The sequence below is a fragment of the Novosphingobium sp. 18050 genome (assembly GCF_902706195.1).
Taxonomy (GTDB): domain Bacteria; phylum Pseudomonadota; class Alphaproteobacteria; order Sphingomonadales; family Sphingomonadaceae; genus Novosphingobium.
In genome coordinates this window covers 70527-94338 of sequence record NZ_CACSJO010000013.1, presented here as the reverse complement: position 1 = coordinate 94338, position 23812 = coordinate 70527, and the positions used below count along the sequence as shown (strand labels likewise).

The window sequence follows — 23812 nt, the reverse complement described above, 5'->3', positions numbered from 1 at the left end:
CCAGAAAGCTTCGCCCTATTGAGAGGGTGCCATCATCCCGATACCTGGTTCGTCCGACATCATCAACATGAAGGACGGACGATGCGCAAACCCCGCGATTACGATGCCGAGCTCAAGGCGCTGAACGACAAGGCCAGGCAACTCAAGACCCGCAGGACCAGCCAGCTCGGCGAACTGGTCGCCGCGACGGGCGCCGATGCAATGGCGGTCGAGGAACTGGCGGGCGCGTTGCTCGCAATCGCGACGACGACCGATCCCGCCAAGCGGGAGGCGTGGCGCAAGCGGGGCGCTGCGTTCTTTTCGGGCGAGCGAGAGGCCGGGGCTGACAGCACTCGCCAAAGCGCTCACAGCGAGCCGGGTCAGTCTGCGGCGCAACCAGGCGGCAATGAACCGCCTCGCAGCCCAACGGGCACGGCATGACACCCGGGAATGGCAGGTGAAGCGGCGCGAGCGAACGCGGCACCTCATAGAGCTGGGCGGCCTCATCATGAAGGCCGGCCTTGTCGAACTTGTCGATGATGATCGCGCCGTACTGCTCAGGCTGCTGGTCGAAGCGGCAGGCAGATTGCACGGTGCCGATCGCGAGCAGGCGCTGACCCTGTGGCGGCGGCGCGGCATGCGGGCCTTTGCCGACGATGCGGATGCGGCTCAGGGCTCGCCCGGGACCCGGCGCAGCACGGCGCCGGCAATGCCCAGCGGCACTACCACCGCATCGCCGGTGAAGAGCGAGCGCTGATCGAAGGGTTCGAGTTCGCTGGGCTCGTAAACATAGCGCCAGCTGTTTATGCCGTCCGGCGTGACATCGAGAGAGGCGAGCCGCCGATCGTCACCATTGCGGACAATCCATCGCCTGCCGGGCGCCGTGCCTTCTTCGGGCGGTACGGTCAGCACGCCGTCATCGAGCGACGAGCGGGGATTGGCGTCCTCTCCTTCGCCGACGTAGAGATCGGAGGGCGATTGGCCCTTGGGCGTGCGGACCTCGACATGCAGGGCAACGGTCGGATCGCGTCTGGCTTCGAGCAGGCTGATGCGCGGTTCGCGCAGCGGCCTGGCGAACAGGTGCAGCGCGCCATTCTCGACACGCCACTCGCCCTTGAGGCTGGTCTCATGGGAGAGCCTGCCGCCTTCGGCCTCGAACATGGCGTCGTCGGCGACCATGTGCTGTTCGAAATGGCGATCGGCAGTGAGGCGCAGGGTAATCGTCATGCCCTCCTCGCTGCATCGGTAGGTGCCCGGCGACGGCGATGTGCCTGGCGCTCGGGCGTCGAGATCGACGTCGCTTCCGGCGCAGAGAAGCGGGACGCTGTCCGGATTGGCTCGCGCCGGAGATGATGTCGCAGCAAGCAGGACAAGAGCGCTGATGATCGTGATCCGCATGACCCATTCCTGCCGGTCCCGGCGGGCCGCTGCAAGCCGCTTGCCGCACCGGTCTGCCATGGCCATAGGCGCGGCAATGAACGACACGACCTCCGCCATCATCCTGCGCGTCATCGAGCGCGCACCGCAATGGGTCCGGCACGACCTGGGCGCAAAGGATGAGGCGTTCCGTATTCGCGCCGAAGAAACGCTGGCGGCGATGATCGCCAGTGCTCTCGATACGGGAACCACCGAGTCGCGCGAGGCTTAAGGAAGCTTACCCTCACCGGAGCTTTCCCGATGCGCCGCCGGGCGTTGTATTCCCTCGCTGTAACAGCCGCCCTGCTTGCCGGCGCGGCAGCTCCCCTTGCTTTGGCTCAACCGCGTGCGCCGGCAGAGCGCATCACCTGCGCGGGCGGCAGGCAATTCCTGCTGCAGACCGGTGCCAGTAGCGCCCGGATTCAGATCGGCGCCCGGCAACTGAAGCTCCCACGCAAACCCTCCTCGCTCAGCGAGCGCTATGCTGGCAGCGAGGGCACCCTCATGCTCGATGGTGATTTCGTCGCGTTCGTGCCCCGGGGCGATGCAGGCTGGCAGGACTGCCGCCGCGCGAAGATCATCCCGGCATCGTCGCCGAAGGGCTGAGCGGCCAACCCGCATAAATCCCGGCTTTCACGCAAGACTTGGCGCACGGATTCGCGTCTGATATCGTGCAAGGGCGCTGCGCAAAAGGCGGCGCCGGGACTGGTAATCCCGCAAGTGAAATAAGCTCGGAAAACAGTGTTTTCCGGGGTGCCGTCGCGCATGTCCAAACCTTCGGGTGAAAGGCGGCGGCGCATGTCACTTGCATGTTACCAGCTCCGGCGGCTCCCGCGCGTTTGCGTGCGGGAGTTCGGGGTCGGTCCGCGTGATACCCTGAAGCCTTCCGCTACCCGCCCCTAACGCGGACCGGAGGTACATATGGACAATACGGTTCCTGCTCCTTCAGCTGGCCTTGGCGCTGCCTCGCCGAGCGCTGCCGTCATCACCTTGCCCACCGAGAATTCCGAGCTCGGCGCACTGTGGCGCCGCTACGACGCGCGGCCGATCCGGCTGCTGAGAACGCGCGAAGGGCGCGAACTCAGCCTCGATCGCTATCAGCGTGCGGGCGAGTTCATGGGCTCGCTGACGTGCGGCGCGGCCGACGATACGGCCTGGTTCTTCTATTCGGCGGGCATCGTCGCGCAGCTGGCGATGTCGTCGCACCTGCTCGATGTCGGTTTTCCCGACATGTGGTGCGCGAAGTACATCGGCCTTCATGTCGACCGCTCGCTGGCCTACGCCAATGCCACCGCGTTCGGCTACGAAGACGCGGTTACCGAGCGGCTGATGGATGTGCTGTCGCCCTACTGGAAATGGAACAGCCTCAGCCGGGCCCAGGGCATCCAGCCAGATGATGGCGGCTTCGCCGCCGAGGAGGTCCGCGAGATCATTGCCGCACTGGTCGCGCATGTCGCGGAGGTCACAGGACACGATCGCCCGGCACGCCGTGCTGCACGATCCTGATCGGACATCGACGCAGGGCGCCGAATCGGTTCGCCAAGTCATTGTGATGCGGGGAAACTACCGGCGGGGAGAGCTGCGCGGGCGGTGAGACGCTCGCGCAGCGTCGTGCCGTGAAAAAATTTTGGGGTCCGTGAGGGTGCGCCAGAGGTCCTCAGGGTACTCTCGGGTGTCGTTCGGTGCGGAGAGCGGCGAGAGTGGGTTTTAACGCGGTTGCGCTTCTCCCGGAAAGCCCCAATTCTACTCGTGGCCGGCCAATCCAATCCCCCTAAAAGGAAGGATGCGCCACATGAATACCACCTCTCCCAATGCGTTCGTGCGTCTGCCCCAGGTGCTCAAGGAAACCGGGCTGTCGCGCGCGACGCTTTATCGCAAGGTTCAGGACGGGACCTTCCCCAGTCAGGTGCGCATCGCGAAGCGATGCGTCGGCTGGCGCCGCAGTGCCCTCGAGCAGTGGCTCGCCAATCCGTTCTTCTATTCTGTCGATGATCACACCTAACCCGCCCCGCCGGAACATGCCCCGCGAAACGATGCTGCCGCCCGGTCTCCCGGGCGGCAGCGACAATCGTCACCACCCTTCGCGTTCCTGCCGCTGCATGGAGCGCACGAGCATGAGAAGGGCATAAACGAAATGCCTGTGGGCCTGCCGCCTGGAAAGGCTAAGCCGAGCGGCGATCTCGTCGGTTGTCAGGTCCTCGAAGCGCGCCAGCCGGAACACCTCGTGATGCAGGGCCGGCAGCGATGCCACCGCCCGGTGCATACGGCGCAGGTGGGGATCCTCGACCTCCGGAAAGGCGTCACGCAAGCGCGCCTCCTTTCTGCGCTGCTGCCACATGGCGATGCGCTGGATCATGACCGGTCCTCCCCGAATGCGAGGAGATAGTCGGCGCCCTTGCTGGCCGCGCTGGCCGCCCGGAAGATCGCCTTCTCATCGGCCCGCATTGCTTCAAGCCACGCCCCGATGTAATCTGAGTGCCGCACGGTGGGCTGGATGCCCAGCGTTGCGCAGGTGAAAGCCGCCGTCATCTCGGCCGCCAGTTCCTCCTTGGCATAAGCCATCGAGCCGAACCGCCCGGACTGATCGCGCGCCAGTCGCCCCTTGCCGCCGACCCAATGACCAAGCTCGTGCAGCGCCGTCCTGTACCAGTTCACCGGATCGGGAAAGGCAGCCTGCGGCGGCACCTGTACGTAGTCCTGCCCCGGTGAATAGAACGCCTCCCCGCCGCCAATGCGGAAGTCTGCCCCGGTTGCGGCAATGATCCGGTCCGCCCCGGCAACTGCCATGACGGGATCGGGCAAGGCCGGTTCACCCTGCAGGTCGTCCGGCAGACCTTCGCACTGGTCGAGATTGAACACGGTGAAGCGCTTCAGAAACGCAACGGTGCGCGCCTCGCGGTCCTCGCCCTGCGCTTTGGCTGCCTCATCCTTGGGGGTGAAGCGATCAGCATAGCAGACCACCGTTCCTTTCTCGCCGCGCCGCACGTTCCCGCCCGCTGCTGCGGCCTGTTTGTAGGTCATCCACCGCTGTGAGCCGAAACCGCCGCCGATGCCCGCTGCCCATAAAATGAGCACGTTGATCCCGGAATAGACCCTGCCAGACACCGCATTGGCCGGCATCATACATGGACAGGTCGATGCGTCCCAAGGCTGCGCCCATGGCAACCTGCCTTCTTCCAGCTCGGCGATGATCCGCGCGGTCACCTCTCCATAGAGGCTCTGACGTTCGGTATGGCTCATGGCTCCTTCACTCCTATCTCAACCGCCATTGACCGGCGCCAGGGTGGCGGGGGGCGGCAGGAGCGAACTGAAAGCCCCGCCGGGTGAAGGCGGGGCGCACCTGAAAGGCCGAAATGAAATGAAGGACCCGGGAGCGAAGCGGACGGGTTGCGCCCCGTCGAGGCGGGGCTACAGGGCAGCGACGCCCCCCGCCACCAAGGAGCCGTCAAGGCTCAACGCCGCCGCGCGCAAAGCCCGGCGTCCGCCAGCGGGATGCAGCGCATCCCGCCCGTCAGCGATCGTAGCGGCTATGCCGACGAGACGCCGCAGGTGGCTCGGTTGAGCGTCAGCGAAATAGAGCGCGGCCGCGCGCACGCGCGGGGCGGCGTTACCCGCTTACCATAATGTCAGGATAAGACTGTCCTCGGGCAAGTCGGGTTCAGGGGGAACCTACACAGCGGTTAATGCGAAAAGGCGGGGTAAGGTGATCCATAATCAGCGTTTTCGCACAAATCTGCACGTTGAACAAATAGAGAACATTTGTTAATCTGATGTGTGCAGTGATCAACACGGGAGGGGCTTCATGGCATCGGAGAAAAGGTCTACCTTTCTTCCGTGCTTTCCGGCAGAAGCGAAATCACGCGCTTGGGTGGAACGAAAGGTAGGGGTAGAAATGCGGTATGGATACGCCCGAGTTTCGACCGACGAACAGAGCCTCGCGCCCCAGCGAGTTTCGCTCGTATCCGCCGACTGCGACCAGATTGTTGAGGAGGTAGAGAGCGGCGTGAAAGCCCGGCGTCGGCTCGATGCGCTCCTGGGGCAACTGCAATCGGGGGACGAGTTGATCGTCCTTGAGTTAGATCGTCTCGGTCGCAGTACGAGTGAGGTCATCCTGTTGATGGACGAGCTGATCAAGCGGGGCGTGCACCTTCGTATTCTTGCTCTTCCCTCACTTGATATCGCCACAAATGACGGTCGGCTAATTGCTGATATTCTCGCAAGCCTTGCGGCACATGAACGTCGCCGGTTGCGTGATCGTCAGCGTCAAGGGATTGCAGCGGCGAGATCGCTAGGCCGTCATCTTGGGCGGCCTCAGAAAATGAATGGCCAGCAAATCGGTGAGGCGCGCGCTAGACTAGCGGCGGACGAGCCGGTTCCGATTGTCGCGCGAGCATATGGCGTCACACCGAAAACGCTCCGCGCCACCCTGGCGCGGTCAAATAACCTTTCTAATCCTTCGCAACATTTGAAACGGCGATCGGCGTGATACCGATCGGCCCGCTACATTCGATATGCCCTGTTAGGTTTTAGCAATGCCCAAGAACTCCAAAAGCCCTAAAGGCCTAGAAAAAATGTCTATTTCTGTGGCGACCAAGCCCGATCCAGCGTTCAAGCTGTCAACCAGAGTGATCGCTGGGCGATTTGCAGATCAGGATCTCGATAAACTCCGTGGAGGCTACTATACGCCTGCGCCGCTCGCCCGGTGGCTGGCCTCATGGGCGGTTCAGAAGGCAACGGACCGTATCCTAGAGCCGAGCTGCGGCGACGGAGCCTTCGTTGATGCTGCCGCGCTGCGTTTGATGGAGCTTGGAGCATCAATCGGTGATACGGTTCAGCAGGTTCAGGGCGTCGAGATCGTGCCAACCGAAGCCGAAAAGGCCCGCACCAGGCTGCGCGCAAGCCTTGGTTTGCCTGGAAACCAAGTGGTTAAAACAGCAGACTTTTTTAACTGGCTTGAATTGGATGATGGTGGCTACGACTGTGTTGTCGGGAACCCGCCGTTTATACGCTACCAGGCCTTCCCAGAGCCGAGCCGAAGCCAAGCCATGGACCTCATGGTGCGAGAGGGCCTCAAGGCCAACAAGCTGACGAATATCTGGGTGCCTTTCGTCGTCGCGGCAGCCTCAAAGCTTCGCAAAGGTGGCCGTATGGCGCTTGTGCTGCCTGCTGAGCTACTCCAAGTGACTTATGCTGCGCAGCTTCGTTCATTCCTGACCGAGCGTTTCTCTCGGATAGACGTGATTGCCTGCAATGAGCTGTTTTTTGATAGGGCCGAACAGGAAGTTGTACTCCTCCTCGCGGATGGATGCCGAAAAGCGACAACGGCGAAGTGCCGTGTTGCATTAACCGAGGCCGCCACTGTCCGGGAGATAACAACACACAAGCCAAAAGAAATTTTGTCTAAAACTCTGCCAAAATCGGTCGAGCATAGCAATGAAAAGTGGCTAAAGTATTTTCTTCAGCCTAAAGAAATAGAATTCATGCGAGAAGTTCGCACTAATGGCGTTGCCGCTCCTTTGAAGGAGCATGGTAGCATCGATGTTGGCGTTGTTACAGGAAAGAATGAGTTTTTCGTTTTAAATGATGAGCAGGTAAAAGAGTGGGGGTTGGAGAAACTTACTGTGCCTCTCGTTTCCCGCGCTGTGCAAATGAAGGGCGCTTCTATAAATAAAGATGAGTGGGAGGGGCTCGTTAAGAACGGCGACCGTGTTCACTTACTTTATCTCAATGAAACGCTTGCGAATTCTATACCGGCACGCGCACTCCGATATATCTTGGAGGGTGAGAACCAGGGTTTCCAAACCGGGTATAAGTGCTCCATCCGGAGTCCTTGGTATAATGTGCCATCTGTCTGGATTCCGGACGGATTTTTCTTCCGGCAGATTTATGACTTTCCCCGGGTCGTCCTAAACAACGCCAATGCAACGTCCACGGACACGATTCATCGACTTAGAGCCGATCAACCCGAAAAAGTTGTATCTAACATCTATACCCATCTCACTGCTGCATCCGCTGAGATCGAGGGGCGGAGCTATGGCGGCGGTGTCTTGGAGCTAGAGCCGACCGAGGCCGAACGTATGCTAATGCCAGCGACGCTGAAAGCGGCGATGCCTCTGAAGGAGGTTGATCGGCTCGTGCGTGCTGGACGGCTCGATGATGTGCTATTCGAAAATGATAGGCTTGTCCTTGAGGCACTCGGGCTGAACAAAGCAGATTGTGTAATGCTCCGCAGTATATGGACGAAAATGCGTGATCGACGCTTAGCAAGGCGGCGGCGGAGCAAGCCAGGCCGCGACATTTAAGATGGCCGTTGCAAATACACGTGATGAGGGCCGCGCTGCGATCGCGGCTCTCGTGAGTGCCTTTAAAAGCAATGAAGTCGACCATAAGGCGACAGGGTATAACGAAACGCAAGCTCGGACCGATTTTATCTCCCCGATGTTGGAGGCCTTTGGTTGGGACGTTCATAACACTCTGCGACAGCCAATCGGCCTTCGTGAAGTTTTTGAAGAGGCGACCGTAGAAGTCGGTCCTGAAAAGCTATCCAAAAAACCCGATTACGAACTCAGGCTTGCTCGACAGCGCAAGCTATTCGTTGAGGCCAAGAAGCCTAGGGTGGATATCGATCGAGATATGGCGGCGTCGTTCCAAACTCGACGCTATGGATTTTCGGGCAGCTTGCCGATTTCGATCCTTACAAATTTCCGACAGCTTGCTGTTTATGACTGCCGTCCCGTTCCAGCCGAAGGCGAAGCGGCTCACGTCGCAAGACTGCTCCTTGTCGAATGCGAAGATTTCGAGCATCGGTTTGACGAGCTCTGGGACCTGTTTTCCCGTGAAACCATCTATAATGGGGCTTTCGACGAACGATTTTCTGTCGGAGCAACACGGCTTGGTGCTGCTCAGTTCGATGACCTCTTCCTTGCCCAGGTTCAGCACTGGAGATCAATACTTGCGGTCGATATTCATCGCAGTCGGCCAGAACTGAAACCGGCCGAATTGACCTATGTCGTTCAGCTTCTCATCTCACGCATCGTATTCCTCCGCATTTGCGAGGATCGAGATATTGAGGTGTATGAGAGCCTTCGCAATTTGGCGACGCCGGGCACCTACGCAGCTTTTCACGCGGTGTTGGAAGCAGCCGATCGCTTCTACAATTCTGGACTGTTTCGCTTATTGGCGGACGATCCTTTGGCCATCCAAGTCAGCGATGACGTGATGTCGTTGATGCTATCGGAACTTTACTATCCGCAAAGCCCCTACACCTTCGCCGTGGTGGAGCCGGAGGTTCTTGGCGAGGTCTATGAGCAGTTTTTGGGGGAAGAAATCGTCATCGACGGCGATCAGGTCGAGATTGTTTACAAGCCTGAAGTTCGCGAGAGCGGCGGAGTCGTGCCTACACCGCGCTACATTGTTGATGCGATTGTAGATCGCACCGTCGCGCCCAGGATCGCGGGGCAAAGTCCGGCTGACTTAGCCAACTTCACCATCGCTGATCTGTGCTGCGGTTCCGGGATTTTTCTGCTCTCAGCCTATGACTTGCTCTTAGATCACTATCTGGCCTGGTATGTCGCAAATGACCGTCCAACCCATTTGGGAAGCCAAATTTATGAAGTTGTAGGTGGGCATTGGAGACTGACCTTCGCCGAGCGACGGCGGATTCTGCTGACGCATATTCGAGGCGTTGATATCGACGCCAACGCCGTCGAAATCGCCCGCCTCAGCCTTCTATTGAAGCTCATTGAAAATGAGACCCGTGCTGACCTGGATGACTACGTGCAGCGCGTGCGCGCGCCCGCTCTGCCCTCGCTTGACGGCATTGTTCGGAGTGGAAACAGCCTCGTTTCCTTCGAAGAGTGGGATGCATTCAAGCCAGATGGTGCGCTGCCGGCGACGCTGAACCCATTCAGCTGGCCAGCCGAGTTTCCAGCGGATCTGGAGCGCGGTGGCTTTGACGTGATTGTCGGCAATCCGCCTTACACGCGCATCCAGATCATGCAGCGGTATTTCCCGGAGGAGGTGGATTTCTACCAATCCGCTCCCTCCCCTTACCGGTCGGCCACACGAAACAATTTCGACAAGTACGCCCTGTTCATCGAGAGGTCGTTGCAGCTGCAAGCGCCCAACGGCCGCCTAGGGCTGATCGTGCCTCACAAGTTCATGGCAACGGTCGCTGGTCGCGCCTTGCGGGCGGTCTTTTCGGCTGATCGACTTCTAGAAGAGGTTGTGCATTTCGGTGCACAGCAGGTGTTCGGCGACGTGGCCAACTACACATGCATTCTGATCGCTAGCGGGGCTGGCCAGGATAATGTTACCTTGGAGCGCGTCACCGACCTTGACCGTTGGCGCTATGGCAGCGCGGGCGAATTGTCGATCGTGCCAGCGGCGAGTTTGACCGCTGAGCCGTGGGAGATGGCTGAGCCCGCCGCTATGGCCGCGTTCCAGCGGATGCGTGCCGCGCATCCAGATCGTATCGGGACCGAGGCCGACATTTTCGTTGGCCTCCAAACGAGCGCCGACGACATCTATGCGATCACAGCGATTGGAGAGACGGCCACCCATATCCGTTTTCAGACCGGAGGCCGTGAATGGCAGATTGAGAAAGGCATCCTAAAGCCTTTCCTTCGTGACGTGACGCTAACGGCCTATCGGCGAAGCCCGGCGAACAGCTGGCTTGTGTTCCCTTATGAGGCTGTCGGGGGGCGTCAAAGATTGATTCAGCCCGTGGAGCTGCAGCGTGATTATCCGGATTGCTGGGCTTATCTTTCGGCCCATCGAGAGCAGCTCGATCGCCGTGCAGTCGCGGGCGGCCCAGCAGCCGAGCAGCAGTGGTACCAGTTCGGCCGCTCTCAAAGCCTTGGGAAGTTCGACACCGAAAAGCTGATTGTCCAGGTACTTAGCTTAGAGCCCCGCTACGCCTTCGATGATGCAGAGACGATGTTCACGGGCGGAGGTAATGGTCCCTACTACGGCGTTCGGGCGAACGCGGAATCACGATACTCATTGCGCTACTTGCTTGCAGTCTTGTCCCATCCCTTTAGTGAGGCAATGATTCGAACGCGGACCAGTGTCTTCCGGGGGGGCTACTATTCGCACGGAAAGCAGTTTCTCGTAGCGCTTCCGGTGCCTGATCCAGGCCAGGCGGAACGTGATCGCATTTCGGCGCTTGCTGGCGCTTTGACCGTCGCCTTTGAGGAGCTGGACGCGCTACGCCTTCCCCCTGACCAAGACCGGAAAAAACGCGAAATTGTTCGGCTACGGGAACGTATCGAGACAGCTGTTACGGCCGCCTTCGGTTTAACCGCCGAAGAGCTGAACGCTATAAAATTGGTGAAAATTCCTAATTAATTGTGTCATCCGAAAAGATTTCACGCTCATATCTTCAATGACAATGAGCACAACCGAACATGGTCGGAACAACTTTAGCGCCACAACTATTCTTGCTGATTTAGATTATCTAAGCCGGTTTGTTATCGGTAATTTCCAGCGAATATTCTCCTGTTGCAGACCGTTCTAGTAGAAGCCACTTCAGAGACATGTCACGGCGAGAAAAGGCTTTTGCTAGGGGGCCCAGGTGAAGAACCGATGTATAATTAGCTTGTCCAGATTGTCTATTTGGTGCGTATGTCACGTTAAAGCTCAGAACGCCCATATCTTTTCCGAGAACCGATGCCTTCATGCGTATTGATGCAGTTTCCAGATCCTGGCTAGTTCTAGTCTTTCCCTCAATCCAGTCAGCATTTTCAAAGAAATTTTTTCGGAAATAAGTCTGAGTATCAATTGGAAATCCTGCGGCGACGAGAGTTATACCGCCCCGTTGGTTTCCGCTTGGCTTTCTCTGTGCGTCTGAAATCGTTAGTCTCTTAAACCATCTCGCCGCCGTATAAGGGACTGGAATAGGAGGGGCTGCGTCATATAGGCGTGAGTTAGCGTACTTATAAGCTACATCACTCTGTAGGAACTGCTGTACATTATTTATATCGGCATCGCCGATATAATCGGCAGCATAAGCTTCGCATAAAGCTCGTATCTCTTCCATCAATACCAGCGTGCTTGCTAACCGCAAACGAAGGCCAAGTTTACGCCGAATAGACGGAGGAGCCGACCGAGCTAGAAGAACGGAATCTATGGCAAACCGGGCCCGGCTTAATAAAAGCGTTTCACCGAGCCATAATTTCCGTTCTCCTTCGGAGAGTGCGGTTTCGCATCGTTCCGCTTCATCAGCGAACCAACTGTACAAGCCAGACAGCTGAGCAAAATCTAGCCTCTCAAACGGATTGTCTATGGCATCTACCAACCACCGATTGGCAATAATATTGGCTCTTACGACATCGGCCGTATCAATGACGGAATTCTGTAGGTCATCGCTCCAGGTAACCCAATGTATGGCGGGGTTACCTGGATCAACGATTTTAGCCTTTGGACTACCTCGCACGGGTTCCCAGTCGCCAAGTTCCGCGAGTTCAAATAATACAACTGTGTCATCTATCCCAACATGCTGGACATAGGTGTAATTATCAGCCGACGAGTTAAAAGCAGGGACGCAGACTGATGGGCTGGAACCTCGTGGGTTAATGGCGCCCGACAACCTGTAACTTGCCACACTCATGACGATAGTCCTTGAAGCGATCCAACCACAGGAAAAAGCTGCTCTACCGTCCTGGCCGCGCAAGTTCTTCGCTGTGGCCTGTAAGAGCGTATGGTGGTGCCTCCGGCCTCCCATCGGCGGAGGGCGGTCGTCACAATGGGTTCAGCCAGTAGGAAGTCAGGGATAACTACACTTTCGATGGCGTCGTCTAAGCCCTGAACTTGATCTTGTGTTAATTCCACCGTTTGCGATCTGTCGTCGCATTCAGTTACGTGAGGGGAGGTTAGCAGGTCGTAAAATTTTGATCCTGCTACGCTGTTTGGTGCCGGATTAAGTGAAGATAACTCCTCGCCATAAAAATATGCATCATTAGCGCCAAAAAATCTTGAAACTATGCGCTTATCGGCGTCGGAAACACTTCTACAATCGAGATCGGGAAGCGGGACTCCATCAAGGAAGGGGGCATAGAAGCCCCTGTCGTGAGCGCCCGTGTCACACGGATATATGCCCATAATGGAATTCACTGCTTCTCTGCGGAAAAGCATAGAAACGGGACGGCTGTCATAGTCCCGGTTTGTGGAAGATATCGGTCCGGGGCGATAGGCCGGTCGTCCATAGAAAAAATAGGTGAGAGGGATGTTCATAACTGGGCAGAGCTGAGGTGTTAGAGACACGGTGCTGCCGCTACAGACCTGACGGAATAAGCTGACGGTCGTCGTATGAATGAGCGCCATTGATGGGTCCACTGGCGTCGCAATGGCAATGTCGGTAGCGATGCTCATTCAAGGTCCTCTGACTCGATCATTGCTAGATGCCATGCGCCATCTGGGATGGCTAGCCAGGCTGGTATCCGACGCGCGTCGCGCCCTCGTACCGCCCCCGTCATCACCTAAGCGGAAAATTGGTCGTGGCGGGTAGGGCCACCGACGGATTGATCGGCGCATGTGATTACGGCGAAATCGCGCCGGATTTCCTGGACTGAAGCATCGTTTGTGTCATGCCCTAGTACCCCACTGGTGAATGCAGTCATGCCGTATCTTCGTAAATCCGTATTTACGGGATGTGCTTGCTGAACAGATCGCGGAGGTAATCTGCAATCGCGCCACCCTCACCGGCCACGCCAATCCAGAGCGGTCGAAGCGCACGATCATGTCACGCACTGTAGAACGAGCAAGGCCAGTCAGCCGGGCAATCTCGCGCATCGGGACACAAGCTTCCCGATGCATTCTCATCACTTCGCGCACATGGCGCATCTTCGGCCTCCTCGTCGGCATCTCCATCCTCCGGCTGCTGTGCCGATAGGATGGACCCACGATCGGGCTTCTCACTCCCTCCCGGGTGGCCGGGAATTGCTCGGAATGGTGGCCGGCATCATCTCGGAATCCCGGCCGGGATCAAATCGGAATGGTGGCCGGGATGATCCCGGAATCCGCAGTCCGGCCATAACGATCGTCGCCCGAGACCGGGGCGGTGGTCATTGTGAAGAGATCACAAAAGGACTGCCGGTTGCCGATCGTTGGCATCTCATGGAAAATTCGAGCGGGGCGTTCCTCAACCAGCCATCGCTTCCGGAAAGGGCAAAATGGTGGCCCCGTCTCGTAAGGAATCCAATAAATCGGACCACCACTGCGCCATGGCGACACGCTCCTTCCAATGGGTACCGCGATGATAGGCTGCACGAACCTTGTCGCTGTCTCCATGCGCGAGCGAGCGTTCAATCGCGTCCGAGGACCACTTGCCCGATTCGTTGAGGAGTGTGCTGGCCATCGCCCGAAAGCCGTGGGCAGTCATTTCGTTGCTGGCATAACCAAGCCGCCTCAAAGCCGAGTTGAGCGTGTTCTCGGACATTGGCCGCAAGCGCGACCGCATTGACGGAAATATATATCCCAACGATCCTGTAATGGACCGGATTTCCTCCAGGATCGCGAGCGACTGGCGCGATAGCGGCACTTGATGCGGCTTACGCATCTTCATCTTCTCGCCCGGGATGATCCAAACCCGCGTTTCTAGGTTGACCTCTTCCCATCGCGCATGCCGCAGTTCACCTGGACGCACGAAGACGTGCGGAGCAAGCTGCAAAGCCCACTTAGTCATGCCCTGGCCTTCATAGCCGTCGATGGACCTGAGCAGTTCCCCTACCTGAGCGGCCTCAGTCACTGCCCCGTAGTGGGTGACTGTTGGCGTCGTCAGCGCGCCGCGCAGATCCCGAGTGGGATCCGACTTCAACCGAGCCGTCGCCACGGCGTAGCGAAAAACGGCACTGGCCAGTTGTAAGGTGCGCCGTGCGCTTTCCAGCTTGCCGCGCTTTTCGATCTTGCGGATGGCGGCAAGGGCATCGATGGGCTCGATTTCGTGAATCGGCATCCTGCCAATCGAGTGATCCAGCAGACTGAGAAGATATTCGCAGCGCGTCGCCGTTGCAGGCGCCCACGCCCTGTCGCCATCACGGCGCCGCTTGTTGCAATATTCCTGGGCGATGCTGGTGAACGTATTTTCCGCAAGCGCCTCCCCTCGGAGCTTTTCGCGATGCCTTTCAAACGAGGGGTCTTTACCTTCCGCCAGCATGTCTCGGGCCACGTCCCGCTGCTTTCGCGCGTCTCGCAGACTTACCCTAGGGTAGTCGCCTAGGCTCAGCTTCTTTTCGGCCCCCTTGAAGCGATATTTCATCCTCCACAGCTTGGAGCCGGAAGGTGAGATCAGCAGGAACAGGCCGAGCATGTCGCTAATTTTATACGATTTTTCCTTTGCCTTCGCATTCCGAATCGCGACGTCGGTTAAGGGCATAAGCTTGGCCTTTCCTCGGCGAGGCCCCCACGCTGGGGGCCTCGGTCAAAAATCGGCTCACTATTTTCGCCAAGAGGCCCCCAAACTTTGAGAGCAGCCATGAAACGACGCGAAACCTAACGAGCCGGATGACCCGAAAATACCGCAGAATTCAGCGGTTTACAAAGCTGTATGGGATGTGGTGAGATCGAGAATTGGAGCGGGTAGCGGGAATCGAACCCGCATAGCCAGCTTGGAAGGCTGGAGCTTTACCACTAAGCTATACCCGCTCATTAAGCCCTGAGGCCGTAACGGCCCTGTGGTGTCGCGGGCCGCGTCGTCGGAGGGCCGATTGCCACGGCCCGTGGGGTTTCGTCAACGACTCTCTTGCACTCGCCTTCGATCGTTTCGAAACGGTGTCCAGGCACAACCTGCGGATCGCCCTGGCGGCTTCTGGCAGAAACGCCTGTATATCTGCCATTCGGGCCGGCTTTGGGTAGGCTCATCCCGGCTTCACCGTATTCTCTCGCAGCTGCGGCAGTGATACCCTCAGACCTCATCAGCAGAGGACCCGAGACACCATGAACACTTCACGGACCCGCTCCCCTTCCGATGGTCCGGCGACGGGCACGGCGGCGAATCCGCGGCGGCGCAATCCGCTCGACCTGCTCATGAACTCAGGGCTGGGCAAGCTGCTGCGCGGGATCGGCGTGGCACCGCGACAGGACAGCGGGGAAAGCCTGCTCGAGATCGCCGACGCCCTGCTTTCGCTGCGCGGCCGTGCATCGGGACCGGCGCTGGCCTCGGCCTTTTTCGACCTCTACGAAGCCAGCGACCTGGACGCACGGCAAGATTTCCTGGGCAAAGTCCACGATTTGCATCCGGCCGACGCCAAGGCGATCGACAAGGCCATCGCCAAGTGGGCCGAAAAGCCCGACGAGGCTTCGGCGCTGGCGCTCAATGTTGCCAGCAAGTCACCCAGCCGGCGGCTCATCAACCAGCTCAACCTCGCGCCGCAGGGCACCCAGCGGCTGATCGGCCTGCGTGAGGACCTGCTGGCGGTGCCCAAGGCCGCCTCGACGCCCGGCCTCGCCGCGCTCGACCGCGATCTGGAGAATGCCTTCACTGCCTGGTTCAACGCGGGCTTCCTCGAACTGCGGCGGATCGGCTGGGACAGCTCGGCGCAGCTGCTCGAACGCATCATTCGCTACGAGGCGGTCCACCAGATCCAGGGCTGGGACGATCTGCGCCGCCGTGTCGAGCCGGTCGACCGGCGCTGCTATGGCTTCTTCCACCCGCAGATGCGCGACGACCCCCTGATCTTCGTCGAAGTGGCCCTGACCCCGCAGATTCCCGGCGCAATCCACCAGATCATCGCCGAGGAGCGGGAGACCATCGCCCCGCGCGATGCGACATGCGCGATCTTCTACTCGATCAGCAACTGCCAGGTCGGGCTCAAGGGCATCCCCTTCGGCAACCACCTCATCAAGCGCGTGGTCGGCCTGCTCAAGGAGGAGCTGCCGCACCTCAAAACCTTCGCCACGCTCTCGCCGGTTCCCACGTTCGCCAAGTGGCTAGGCAAGGAGCAGGGTGCCGAGGCCGCGCTGCCGGGTGCTGCGGACCTGCGCCTGCTGGCCGCGCGCTATCTTGTGGAGGCCAAGGGCAAAGGAAACCAGCCGGTGGACCCGGTCGCCCGCTTTCACCTCGGCAACGGGGCGCGGCTGGAGGCAGTCCACGCCAATGCCGACCTTTCCGCCAATGGGCAAAAGCAGTCGCACGGGGTCATGGTGAATTACCTCTACGAACTGGCCGACATCGAGGCGAACTTCTTCGCGCTTACCGAACTGGGCACGGTCGCCACTTCAAAGGCGGTGCAGAGCCTGCTCGAACCCGAGCCAAGCGGCAAAAAGGAAAAGGGAAAGAAGCTCGCCAAGGACACCGTGGCGGCCTGAGCGGCCCTGTCGTCCCGGACCTGATTCGGGACGACGGCTGTTGCCCGCCTCTTTAGTGCCCCTCGAATGCCATCAGGGCATCTGCGGGCACGTTTGCATCACGTAGCCGCTGGGCGCCGCCCAATTCCGGCAGGTCGATCGCGAACAGCGACTGGACGACCGTGCCCCCTGCCCGCCGCAGCAGTTCGACCGCCGCCATGGCGGTGCCGCCCGTCGCGATGAGATCGTCCACCAGCACTACCCGCGCGCCGTCCGGCACAGCGCCGGGATCGACCTCCAGCGTATCGGTGCCGTATTCCAGAGCGTAGTTGATCGCGAGGACCGGCACCGGCAGCTTGCCGGGCTTGCGCACCGGCACGAAGGGAAGCGCCAGGCGCGCCGCGATGGCTGCGCCGAAGATGAAACCGCGCGCCTCGATGCCTGCGATCACCTCTGCGCCTGCAGCCTCCGCCCGATCGGCCATGTGCCCGACTGCGGCAGCGAAGCCGGGACCGTCGCCGATCAGCGTGGTCACGTCGCGGAACAGGATGCCCGGCTTGGGGAAATCCGGGATCGTGCGCACGAGCGCCTTCAGGTCATCGACGGTCACGTTGCTCTTCTCCAAAAAGCGAAACGCCCCGCCATCGCTGGGATGGCGGGGCGCGGAGCCTTTAACAGTCCGGAGACCGTTCGTCAGTGCCTGTCGGCCTCAGTGCTTCTTGCCGGCCCAGATGTTCCGGTAAGCCATGTAACCCAGCACGGTCGCGAAGAGCAGGAACAGGGTGACCGCGAGGCCAGTCTGCTTGCGCTTGTCGAGCGAGGGTTCGGCGGTCCAGATCAGGAAAGCGGCAACGTCCTTCGACATCTGGTCAACCGTGGGCTTGGGGTTGCCCGGGCCGTATTCCACCTGCCCGTCGCCGGTCAGCGGCGGTGCCATCGCGAGGTTCAGGTTCGCGAAGTACGGGTTATAGTGAAGGCCATTGGGCGTCTTGGAGTCTGGGAACTCCTTAAGTAGCTGCGCCGGCTGTGCCTGGAAGCCCGTCAGCAGCGAATAGACATAAGCCGGGCCTTCATGGCGAGCCTTGGTCATCAGCGAGAGGTCGGGCGGAACCGCATTGTTGTTGGCGGCGCGCGCGGCGACGTCGTTGGCGAAGGGCTTGGGGAAATAGTCTGTCGGCAAGCCAGGGCGCAGGTTCGCCTCACCCGTTGTGGGATCGACGCCCGGAACCTGGAAGCCGGCAGCGATCGCCTTCACCTGGCCTTCGGAATACCCCAGCTGCGCCAGGTCGCGGAAAGCGACGTGGTTGAGCGAGTGGCAGGCCGAGCAGACTTCCTTGTAAACCTGGAAGCCGCGCTGCAGCTGCTGCTTGTCGAACTTGCCGAAGGCGCCGTCGCTGGCAAAGGCCACTTCCTTGGGCAGGAGGTGGAATTCATGCTCGGCGGTGGGCGCTGCCGGGTCGGTCGCCCAGGTGTAGAAACCCAGGCCGAACGACCACGCCAGCGCGACTGTGAAGAACAGCCCGACGAGGATCGAGAGAATGCGTGCCATGTCTTTCGTCTTCCGTTCTAGCTGTTGATCAAACCGTCGCCGAGGGAGCGAGCTGGGCGGCTTCGTCCGTACCGAGAACGGACTCGGTGATGGAGTAAGGCAGCGGCAGCGGCTTCTCGATGGCGGAGACGATCGGCAGGACGATCAGGAAGTGCGCGAAGTAATACAGCGCGGCGAGCTGGCTGATCATCACATAGGGCTCTGCAGCCGCGGCACCGCCGCAGTAGAACAGAACCGCCATCGCGGGGATCAGGCCGAACCAGAAGAACTTCTTGTACAGCGGGCGATACGAGCCCGAGCGCACCGGCGACTTGTCGAGCCAGGGCAGGAAGAACCACACCAGGATCGCGCCGAACATGGCGAGCACGCCCATCAGCTTGGCCGGAATGAAGAAGAAGTCCTGGGTGAAGGCACGCAGGATCGCGTAGAACGGCCAGAAATACCATTCCGGGACGATGTGCGCAGGCGTGCTCATCGGGTTGGCCGGAATGTAGTTGTCCGGGTGGCCCAGCGAGTTCGGGAAGTAGAACAGCATCAGGCTGAACACGATCGCGAAGACGCCGATGAACCAGCCGTCCTTGGCCACGTAATAGGGATAGAAAGGAACCGTGTCGCTCTCGGCCTTCACTTCCACGCCTGTCGGGTTCGACGAGCCGGGGATGTGGAGCGCCCAGATATGCAGGATCACCACGCCCACGATGACGAAGGGCAGAAGGTAGTGCAGCGAGAAGAAGCGGTTGAGCGCGGCGTTATCGGGCGCGAAACCGCCGAGCAGCCACTGCTGGAGCGGTTCGCCCACGAAGGGGATCGCGCCGAACAGGCCGGTGATGACCTTGGCGCCCCAGAAGCTCATCTGCCCCCAGGGAAGCACGTAGCCCATGAAGGCGGTAGCCATCATCAGCAGGAAAATCACAACGCCCAGCAGCCACACCATTTCGCGCGGGGCCTTGTAAGACCCGTAGTAGAAGCCGCGGAAGATGTGGACGTAGATCACGATGAAGAACATCGAGGCGCCGTTGGCATGCGCATAGCGCATCATCCAGCCCCAGTTCACGTCGCGGACGGTCATCTCGATGGTGTCGAACGCCACCGCCGTGTTGGCCGCATAGTGCATGGCCATGACGATGCCGGTTACGATCTGGACGATCAGGCACAGCGCCGCCAGGAAACCGAAGTTCCAGAAGTAGTTGAGGTTACGCGGCACCGGATAACCGGCGCCGACCGAATTGAACACCAGCCGCGGGAGCGGCAGCCTGTCATCCATCCACTGCATGAAGGGATGGCTCGGCTTGTATTCGTTGGCCCAGGGAAAGCTCATATTGTGATCCTCTCTCTTGGCCTCAACCGATCTGGACGACGGTATCTGTGGTGAAGGCGTATTCCGGAACCTCTAGGTTCTTGGGCGCGGGGCCCTTACGGATACGGGCGGCAGTGTCGTAGGCAGAACCGTGGCAGGGGCAGAAATATCCGCCGAACTCACCCTTGATCTCACCCTCGCCGGCGCCCAGCGGCACGCAGCCGAGGTGGGTGCAAACGCCCATGGTGATGAGCCAGTTTTCCTTGCCTTCCTTGGTCCGCTCGGCAAGCGTCTGGGGGTCGCGCAGAGATGCAGTATCGACCGCGTTGGCTTCCTCGATCTCCTTGGGAGTGAGGTTGCGCACGAAGACCGGCTGCTTGCGAAACACCGCCTTGATCGCCTGCCCCGGCTGGATCGCGGAAATGTCGATCTCGGTGGAAGAAGCCGCCAGCACGTCTGCGGATGCCGACATCTGGCTGACCAGGGGAATTACGACCCCCACGCCCGCGATACCCGCGGCGCTTACTGCGGCGATATTAATGAAATCGCGCCGCCGCACGCCCTCTGTTTCTGCCATGTTTGCCCTTGCCTTGCTTTCGACCACCCACTGTCGGTATCCGACAGGAGGCCAATCTTGACCATCGGTAAGCCTGGTATCCCCGTTTCGGTTCGCGCACCGGGCATTGCCCGACATTCTCCCGACTTTGCGGGCCTGATATACACGAAAGGCCACCGTGCCAACCGCCTTTTTGGTCGGTCGGCGATGCATCCTGGCAGCAATGCATCAATAGATCACGAAGTAATCAGGGCAATCCGATCAATGACATCTGCCGGCCATAGCTGGCTTCCGACCGATGCGTGGCCCGCCGGAACGAGAAGAATTGCTGCGGCGCACTATAAGTATCGAGACGCAGGCCCTGAACGCTGCCGATCCCGGCCCCTCGCAGCTGGCCCAGTACATAAGCTTCGAGGTCGAACTGGTAATGACCCGGACGGCCTTCATCGAAGCAGCGCACGTTGACGGGATGGTCGGCGACGAACCGATCGCGAAAACCCGCGTCCACTTCATAGGAGGAGCGCGCGATGCACGGGCCTACCGCCGCAACGATACTTTCGCGCCGCGCTCCCAGCTTCTCCATCGCCGCGATGGTAGCGTCTGTGACGCCGCCGATAGCGCCTTTCCAGCCGGCATGGGCGGCGCCGACGACACCCGCCTCGCGGTCCGCGAAAAGAACGGGCGCGCAGTCGGCAGTAAGGATGCCCAGCAGCAGGCCGGGCCGGTCAGTGACGATGGCGTCCGCGTGGGGGCGATCGACCTCGGGCCAGGGATCGGCCCCGGCCGTCACGCAATCGGCGGAGTGGACCTGATAGACCGTGACCAGCCGCGCTCCCGGCAGGATCGCTCCGGCCGCGAGCGCGCGGTTGCGGGCAACCCGCTCCGGGTCGTCGCCCGCGCCGTGCCCAACGTTTAGACCTGCAACATCGCCTTCACTCACCCCGCCCCGGCGGCCGAGGAAGCCATGCGGCAATCCCTCGAGCACGTCGGCGCGGTTGACTTCGACGGGCTCTACCTCAAAGTCAGCCAAGGCTCTTGGTCACCTGCTCGCGCACGTCGCGCGACAGCGTCGGCACGGCGGCGATGCGCTCCAACTCAGCCCGCATCAGGGCGGCGCGCACCGGCTCGATCCGCCGCCAGCGGCCCAGAACGGGCACGAAGCGCGCAGCGGTCTGCGGGTTCACCGGGTCCAGCTTGCGGATCAGCTCGCCGATCATGCGGTAACCCTCGCCGCCCTCGTCATGGAACGCGATGGGGTTGCTGGCGGCCGCCATGTAGAGCGCGCGCACCCGGTTGGGGTTGGTCATGGTGAAGTCCCCGTGACCGGCCAGCGCCTTGATATGCTCCAGCACCTGAGGGTGAAACGCGCTGCCCTGGAGCGAGAACCACTTGTCGATGACCAGCGCATTGCCGGTATAACGCTGGTGGAAATCGGCCAGTGCCTCGGCCCGCTCGGGCGCATCGAGGCTGGCGAGAACCATGAGCGCGCCCTGACGGTCGGTCATGGTATCGGCCGCCCGGTACTGCGCCAGCGCGCGCCTTGCACCTTCGGCCGGGTCGCCGGCGGCAATCAGGGTGAGCGCCTGGGTCTTGATCTTGCGGGCACCGCGCGCCGCCGCATCGCGCCCGTAGGGCACCGCCGCCGCGCGGTCGTGCAGGGCTTTCAGGCCCTCGCCGCATTCGCTGCCGAGCCAGGCCTTCAGTGCCTCGCGCTCGGCATGGATGGCGCCGGGATCGGCGATGAGCAGCTGTTCGGCAAGATAGGTCTCGGCGGGCAGGATCATCAGTTCGCCGCGCATCAGATCGTCGAGTTCGGGATCGGCGATCACCGCCGCGAAAGCCGCGCCGATCGCCGCGCGCCCCTCTGTACGGTCGGCATCGTCAAGCCGTCCGCTCACCGCTGCGACCAGATGCTGGACGACAAGGCCCTGCATGGCCTCATAACGGGCGAAAGGATCGTCGTCATGCGCGGCCAGGAACACAAGATCCTCGTTGGCCCGCGCAAAGTCGATCGCGACAGGGGCGGAGAAGCCGCGATTGATCGACAGCACCGGAGGCCTGACAAAACCGTCGAAGGTGAAGCTGCCGGTCTCCTTGTCGAGCACGATCAACTGCTCGCCCGAATGCACGCCGCTGTCGCGGTCGTAGAGGGCGATGCGCAGCGGGATCGGCACCGGCTGCTTTTCCGGCTGGCCCGGCGTTGCAGGTACGGCCTGCGTCAGGGTCAGTGTCGTCCGAGTGCCATCGTGGTCCAGTTCTACCGTCAGCTGCGGCGTGCCCGCCTGCGAGTACCAGAGGCGGAACTGGGTGAGGTCCAGCCCGGCGCCATCCTCGATCGCCTTGACGAAATCCTCGCAGGTCGCCGCTTCGCCGTCATGGCGCTCGAAGTACAGGTCGGTGCCTGCGCGGAACCGCTCGGGCCCGGCCATGGTGCGCATCATGCGGATCACCTCGGCGCCCTTGTTGTAGACGGTCGCGGTGTAGAAGTTGCTGATTTCCTGATAGGAATCCGGTCGGATCGGGTGGGCCAGCGGGCCGGAATCCTCAGGGAACTGTGCGATGCGCAGGACGCGCACGTCCTCGATCCGCTTGACCGCCGCAGAGCCCATGTCCGCGCTGAACATCTGGTCGCGCAGCACCGTGAAGCCTTCCTTGAGGCTCAGCTGGAACCAGTCGCGGCAGGTCACGCGGTTGCCCGACCAGTTGTGGAAGTATTCGTGACCGATCACTCCCTCGACCGCGTCATAGTCCGCATCGGTGGCGGTTTCCGGGTCGGCCAGGACATAGCGGGTGTTGAAGACGTTGAGGCCTTTGTTCTCCATCGCGCCCATGTTGAAATCGGACACGGCGACGATGTTGAACAGGTCGAGGTCATATTCGCGCCCGAAGGCTTCCTCGTCCCACTTCATCGAATTGATGAGCGAGTCCATCGCGTGCTGGGTGCGGTCCTCGTCGCCCGGGCGGACCCAGATGTTGAGGTCCACCTTGCGGCCGCCCATGGTCGTGAAAGTGTCGTGATTGGCGACCAGATCACCCGCGACGAGCGCGAATAGGTAGCTCGGCTTGGGCCAGGGATCGTGCCACTCTGCCCAGTGCGTGCCGTCCTCGCCTTCGCCGGTCGCGGTGCAGTTGCCATTTGCCAGGAGGATCGGGAACTGCGCCTTGTCGCCGCTCATCCGCACCGAATAGGTGGACAGCACATCGGGGCGGTCGGGGAAGAAAGTGATGCGTCGGAAGCCTTCGGCCTCGCACTGCGTGCACAGCATCCCGTTCGAGGCGTAAAGGCCCATGAGCTGGCTGTTGGCGGCTGGATTGACTGCCGTTTCAACCTCGACCTCATGCGCCTCGCCGGTCAGTTCGACAAGCAGGTCAGGCCCTTCGAGCCGCCAGTCGTTCACGTCGCGCCCATCGACCCGCACGGCGAGCGGGGCGATCTGATCGCCGTTGAGGCGCAGCGTGGATGCGCCATTCCCTTGCGGGTTGCGGGTGACCGAAAGCGTCGAGACGACATGCGTGGCATCCGCCCCGAGGCGGAAGTTCAGCAGGACCTGCGGGATCAGCCAGGCGGGCGGCCGGTAATCCTCGCGGCGGATCACCGGCGGCGCCTGCGGCGGCGGCGCGGCGTCGGCGATCTGGGTGTTCTCCACGGGCTCGGCGGTTCTGCTGGCGATATCCATGCCCGCATACTTAGAGGCTCGGCGGTCGATTGCCAGCGGGAGCGATGCGATTTCGG

The 23812-nt window shown here is 60.8% G+C and carries 21 protein-coding genes and 1 tRNA gene; 10 read left to right on the top strand and 12 right to left on the bottom strand.

Going from position 1 to position 23812, the window contains the following annotated elements; genetic code table 11:
- Positions 1–81: 81 nt before the first annotated feature.
- Both GVL61_RS14135 and GVL61_RS14130 read left to right on the top strand, forming a co-directional pair.
- Positions 82–420, top strand: a complete 339-nt coding sequence (locus GVL61_RS14135; RefSeq protein ID WP_159981120.1) for a conjugal transfer protein TraD — start codon at positions 82–84, stop codon at positions 418–420.
- Positions 386–736, top strand: coding sequence for a conjugal transfer protein TraD (locus GVL61_RS14130; RefSeq protein ID WP_200844720.1), 351 nt, complete (start codon positions 386–388; stop codon positions 734–736). Before GVL61_RS14135 ends, GVL61_RS14130 begins: the two co-directional genes overlap by 35 nt.
- Here GVL61_RS14130 and GVL61_RS14125 read toward each other — a convergent pair.
- The gene (locus tag GVL61_RS14125; protein ID WP_159981118.1) at positions 649–1377 is read right to left on the bottom strand and encodes a hypothetical protein; all 729 of its coding nucleotides are present in this window, start codon (positions 1375–1377) and stop codon (positions 649–651) included. The genes GVL61_RS14130 and GVL61_RS14125 overlap by 88 nt on opposite strands.
- On the opposite strand from GVL61_RS14125, the gene GVL61_RS14120 reads away from it, so the two are divergent.
- The 4 genes from GVL61_RS14120 to GVL61_RS14105 all read left to right on the top strand — a co-directional run bounded on the left by GVL61_RS14120 (position 1361) and on the right by GVL61_RS14105 (position 3397).
- Complete coding sequence (locus tag GVL61_RS14120) at positions 1361–1627, top strand: DUF6771 family protein (protein WP_159981115.1); 267 nt, start codon at positions 1361–1363, stop codon at positions 1625–1627. The two genes, GVL61_RS14125 and GVL61_RS14120, sit on opposite strands and share 17 nt — an antisense overlap.
- A gap of 29 nt (positions 1628–1656) precedes the next feature.
- Complete coding sequence (locus GVL61_RS14115) at positions 1657–2001, top strand: hypothetical protein (RefSeq protein ID WP_159981112.1); 345 nt, start codon at positions 1657–1659, stop codon at positions 1999–2001.
- Between the two features lie 315 nt (positions 2002–2316).
- Positions 2317–2901, top strand: a complete 585-nt coding sequence (locus GVL61_RS14110; protein ID WP_159981109.1) for a hypothetical protein — start codon at positions 2317–2319, stop codon at positions 2899–2901.
- A 286-nt stretch (positions 2902–3187) separates the two neighbouring features.
- Positions 3188–3397 carry an AlpA family transcriptional regulator gene (locus GVL61_RS14105; protein ID WP_159981106.1) on the top strand — a complete coding sequence of 70 codons (210 nt, stop codon included), beginning with the start codon at positions 3188–3190 and terminating at the stop codon, positions 3395–3397.
- Positions 3398–3466: 69 nt separating this feature from the next.
- Here GVL61_RS14105 and GVL61_RS14100 read toward each other — a convergent pair whose 3' ends face one another.
- Positions 3467–3751, bottom strand: a complete 285-nt coding sequence (locus GVL61_RS14100; RefSeq protein ID WP_159981103.1) for a sigma factor-like helix-turn-helix DNA-binding protein — start codon at positions 3749–3751, stop codon at positions 3467–3469.
- Positions 3748–4635, bottom strand: coding sequence for an ArdC family protein (locus GVL61_RS14095; RefSeq protein WP_159981101.1), 888 nt, complete (start codon positions 4633–4635; stop codon positions 3748–3750). Before GVL61_RS14095 ends, GVL61_RS14100 begins: the two co-directional genes overlap by 4 nt.
- Before the next feature lie 562 nt (positions 4636–5197).
- Here GVL61_RS14095 and GVL61_RS14090 point away from each other — a divergent pair.
- From GVL61_RS14090 to GVL61_RS14080, 3 genes are read left to right on the top strand one after another with little or no spacing between them, the layout of a single operon-like run.
- Positions 5198–5881 carry a recombinase family protein gene (locus tag GVL61_RS14090; RefSeq protein WP_159981098.1) on the top strand — a complete coding sequence of 228 codons (684 nt, stop codon included), beginning with the start codon at positions 5198–5200 and terminating at the stop codon, positions 5879–5881.
- Positions 5882–5927: 46 nt separating this feature from the next.
- Positions 5928–7697: a class I SAM-dependent methyltransferase gene (locus GVL61_RS14085; RefSeq protein ID WP_200844719.1), complete on the top strand. Its 1770-nt coding sequence runs from the start codon at positions 5928–5930 to the stop codon at positions 7695–7697.
- A gap of 1 nt (position 7698) precedes the next feature.
- On the top strand, positions 7699–10743 hold the full coding sequence (locus tag GVL61_RS14080; protein WP_159981096.1) for an Eco57I restriction-modification methylase domain-containing protein: 3045 nt from the start codon (positions 7699–7701) through the stop codon (positions 10741–10743).
- A gap of 109 nt (positions 10744–10852) precedes the next feature.
- Here GVL61_RS14080 and GVL61_RS14075 read toward each other — a convergent pair whose 3' ends face one another.
- The 3 genes from GVL61_RS14075 to GVL61_RS14065 all read right to left on the bottom strand — a co-directional run bounded on the left by GVL61_RS14075 (position 10853) and on the right by GVL61_RS14065 (position 15036).
- A complete protein-coding gene (locus GVL61_RS14075; protein WP_159981093.1) occupies positions 10853–12004 on the bottom strand; it encodes a hypothetical protein in 1152 nt (383 codons plus the stop codon).
- A 1530-nt stretch (positions 12005–13534) separates the two neighbouring features.
- Entirely contained in the window at positions 13535–14767 is a 1233-nt protein-coding gene (locus tag GVL61_RS14070; RefSeq protein ID WP_159981090.1) for an integrase arm-type DNA-binding domain-containing protein, read from the bottom strand.
- A 195-nt stretch (positions 14768–14962) separates the two neighbouring features.
- Positions 14963–15036, bottom strand: a tRNA-Gly gene (locus tag GVL61_RS14065).
- A 291-nt stretch (positions 15037–15327) separates the two neighbouring features.
- Between GVL61_RS14065 and GVL61_RS14060 the strand changes: the two genes are divergently transcribed.
- The gene (locus tag GVL61_RS14060) at positions 15328–16698 is read left to right on the top strand and encodes a malonyl-CoA decarboxylase (protein WP_159981088.1); all 1371 of its coding nucleotides are present in this window, start codon (positions 15328–15330) and stop codon (positions 16696–16698) included.
- 52 nt (positions 16699–16750) lie between these two features.
- On the opposite strand, the gene GVL61_RS14055 is transcribed toward GVL61_RS14060, so the two are convergent.
- The 6 genes from GVL61_RS14055 to pepN all read right to left on the bottom strand — a co-directional run bounded on the left by GVL61_RS14055 (position 16751) and on the right by pepN (position 23756).
- Positions 16751–17287, bottom strand: a complete 537-nt coding sequence (locus tag GVL61_RS14055; RefSeq protein ID WP_159981085.1) for an adenine phosphoribosyltransferase — start codon at positions 17285–17287, stop codon at positions 16751–16753.
- A 99-nt stretch (positions 17288–17386) separates the two neighbouring features.
- On the bottom strand, positions 17387–18226 hold the full coding sequence (locus GVL61_RS14050) for a cytochrome c1 (protein ID WP_159981082.1): 840 nt from the start codon (positions 18224–18226) through the stop codon (positions 17387–17389).
- A 28-nt stretch (positions 18227–18254) separates the two neighbouring features.
- Positions 18255–19544 carry a cytochrome b N-terminal domain-containing protein gene (locus GVL61_RS14045; protein WP_159981079.1) on the bottom strand — a complete coding sequence of 430 codons (1290 nt, stop codon included), beginning with the start codon at positions 19542–19544 and terminating at the stop codon, positions 18255–18257.
- A gap of 22 nt (positions 19545–19566) precedes the next feature.
- Positions 19567–20100, bottom strand: coding sequence for a ubiquinol-cytochrome c reductase iron-sulfur subunit (gene petA, locus GVL61_RS14040; protein ID WP_043978424.1), 534 nt, complete (start codon positions 20098–20100; stop codon positions 19567–19569).
- A gap of 226 nt (positions 20101–20326) precedes the next feature.
- Positions 20327–21109 carry a peptidoglycan editing factor PgeF gene (pgeF, locus tag GVL61_RS14035; RefSeq protein ID WP_159981076.1) on the bottom strand — a complete coding sequence of 261 codons (783 nt, stop codon included), beginning with the start codon at positions 21107–21109 and terminating at the stop codon, positions 20327–20329.
- Positions 21102–23756 carry an aminopeptidase N gene (gene pepN, locus GVL61_RS14030; RefSeq protein WP_159981259.1) on the bottom strand — a complete coding sequence of 885 codons (2655 nt, stop codon included), beginning with the start codon at positions 23754–23756 and terminating at the stop codon, positions 21102–21104. The genes pgeF and pepN overlap by 8 nt, the downstream gene beginning before the upstream one ends.
- Between the last annotated feature and the right edge of the window lie 56 nt (positions 23757–23812).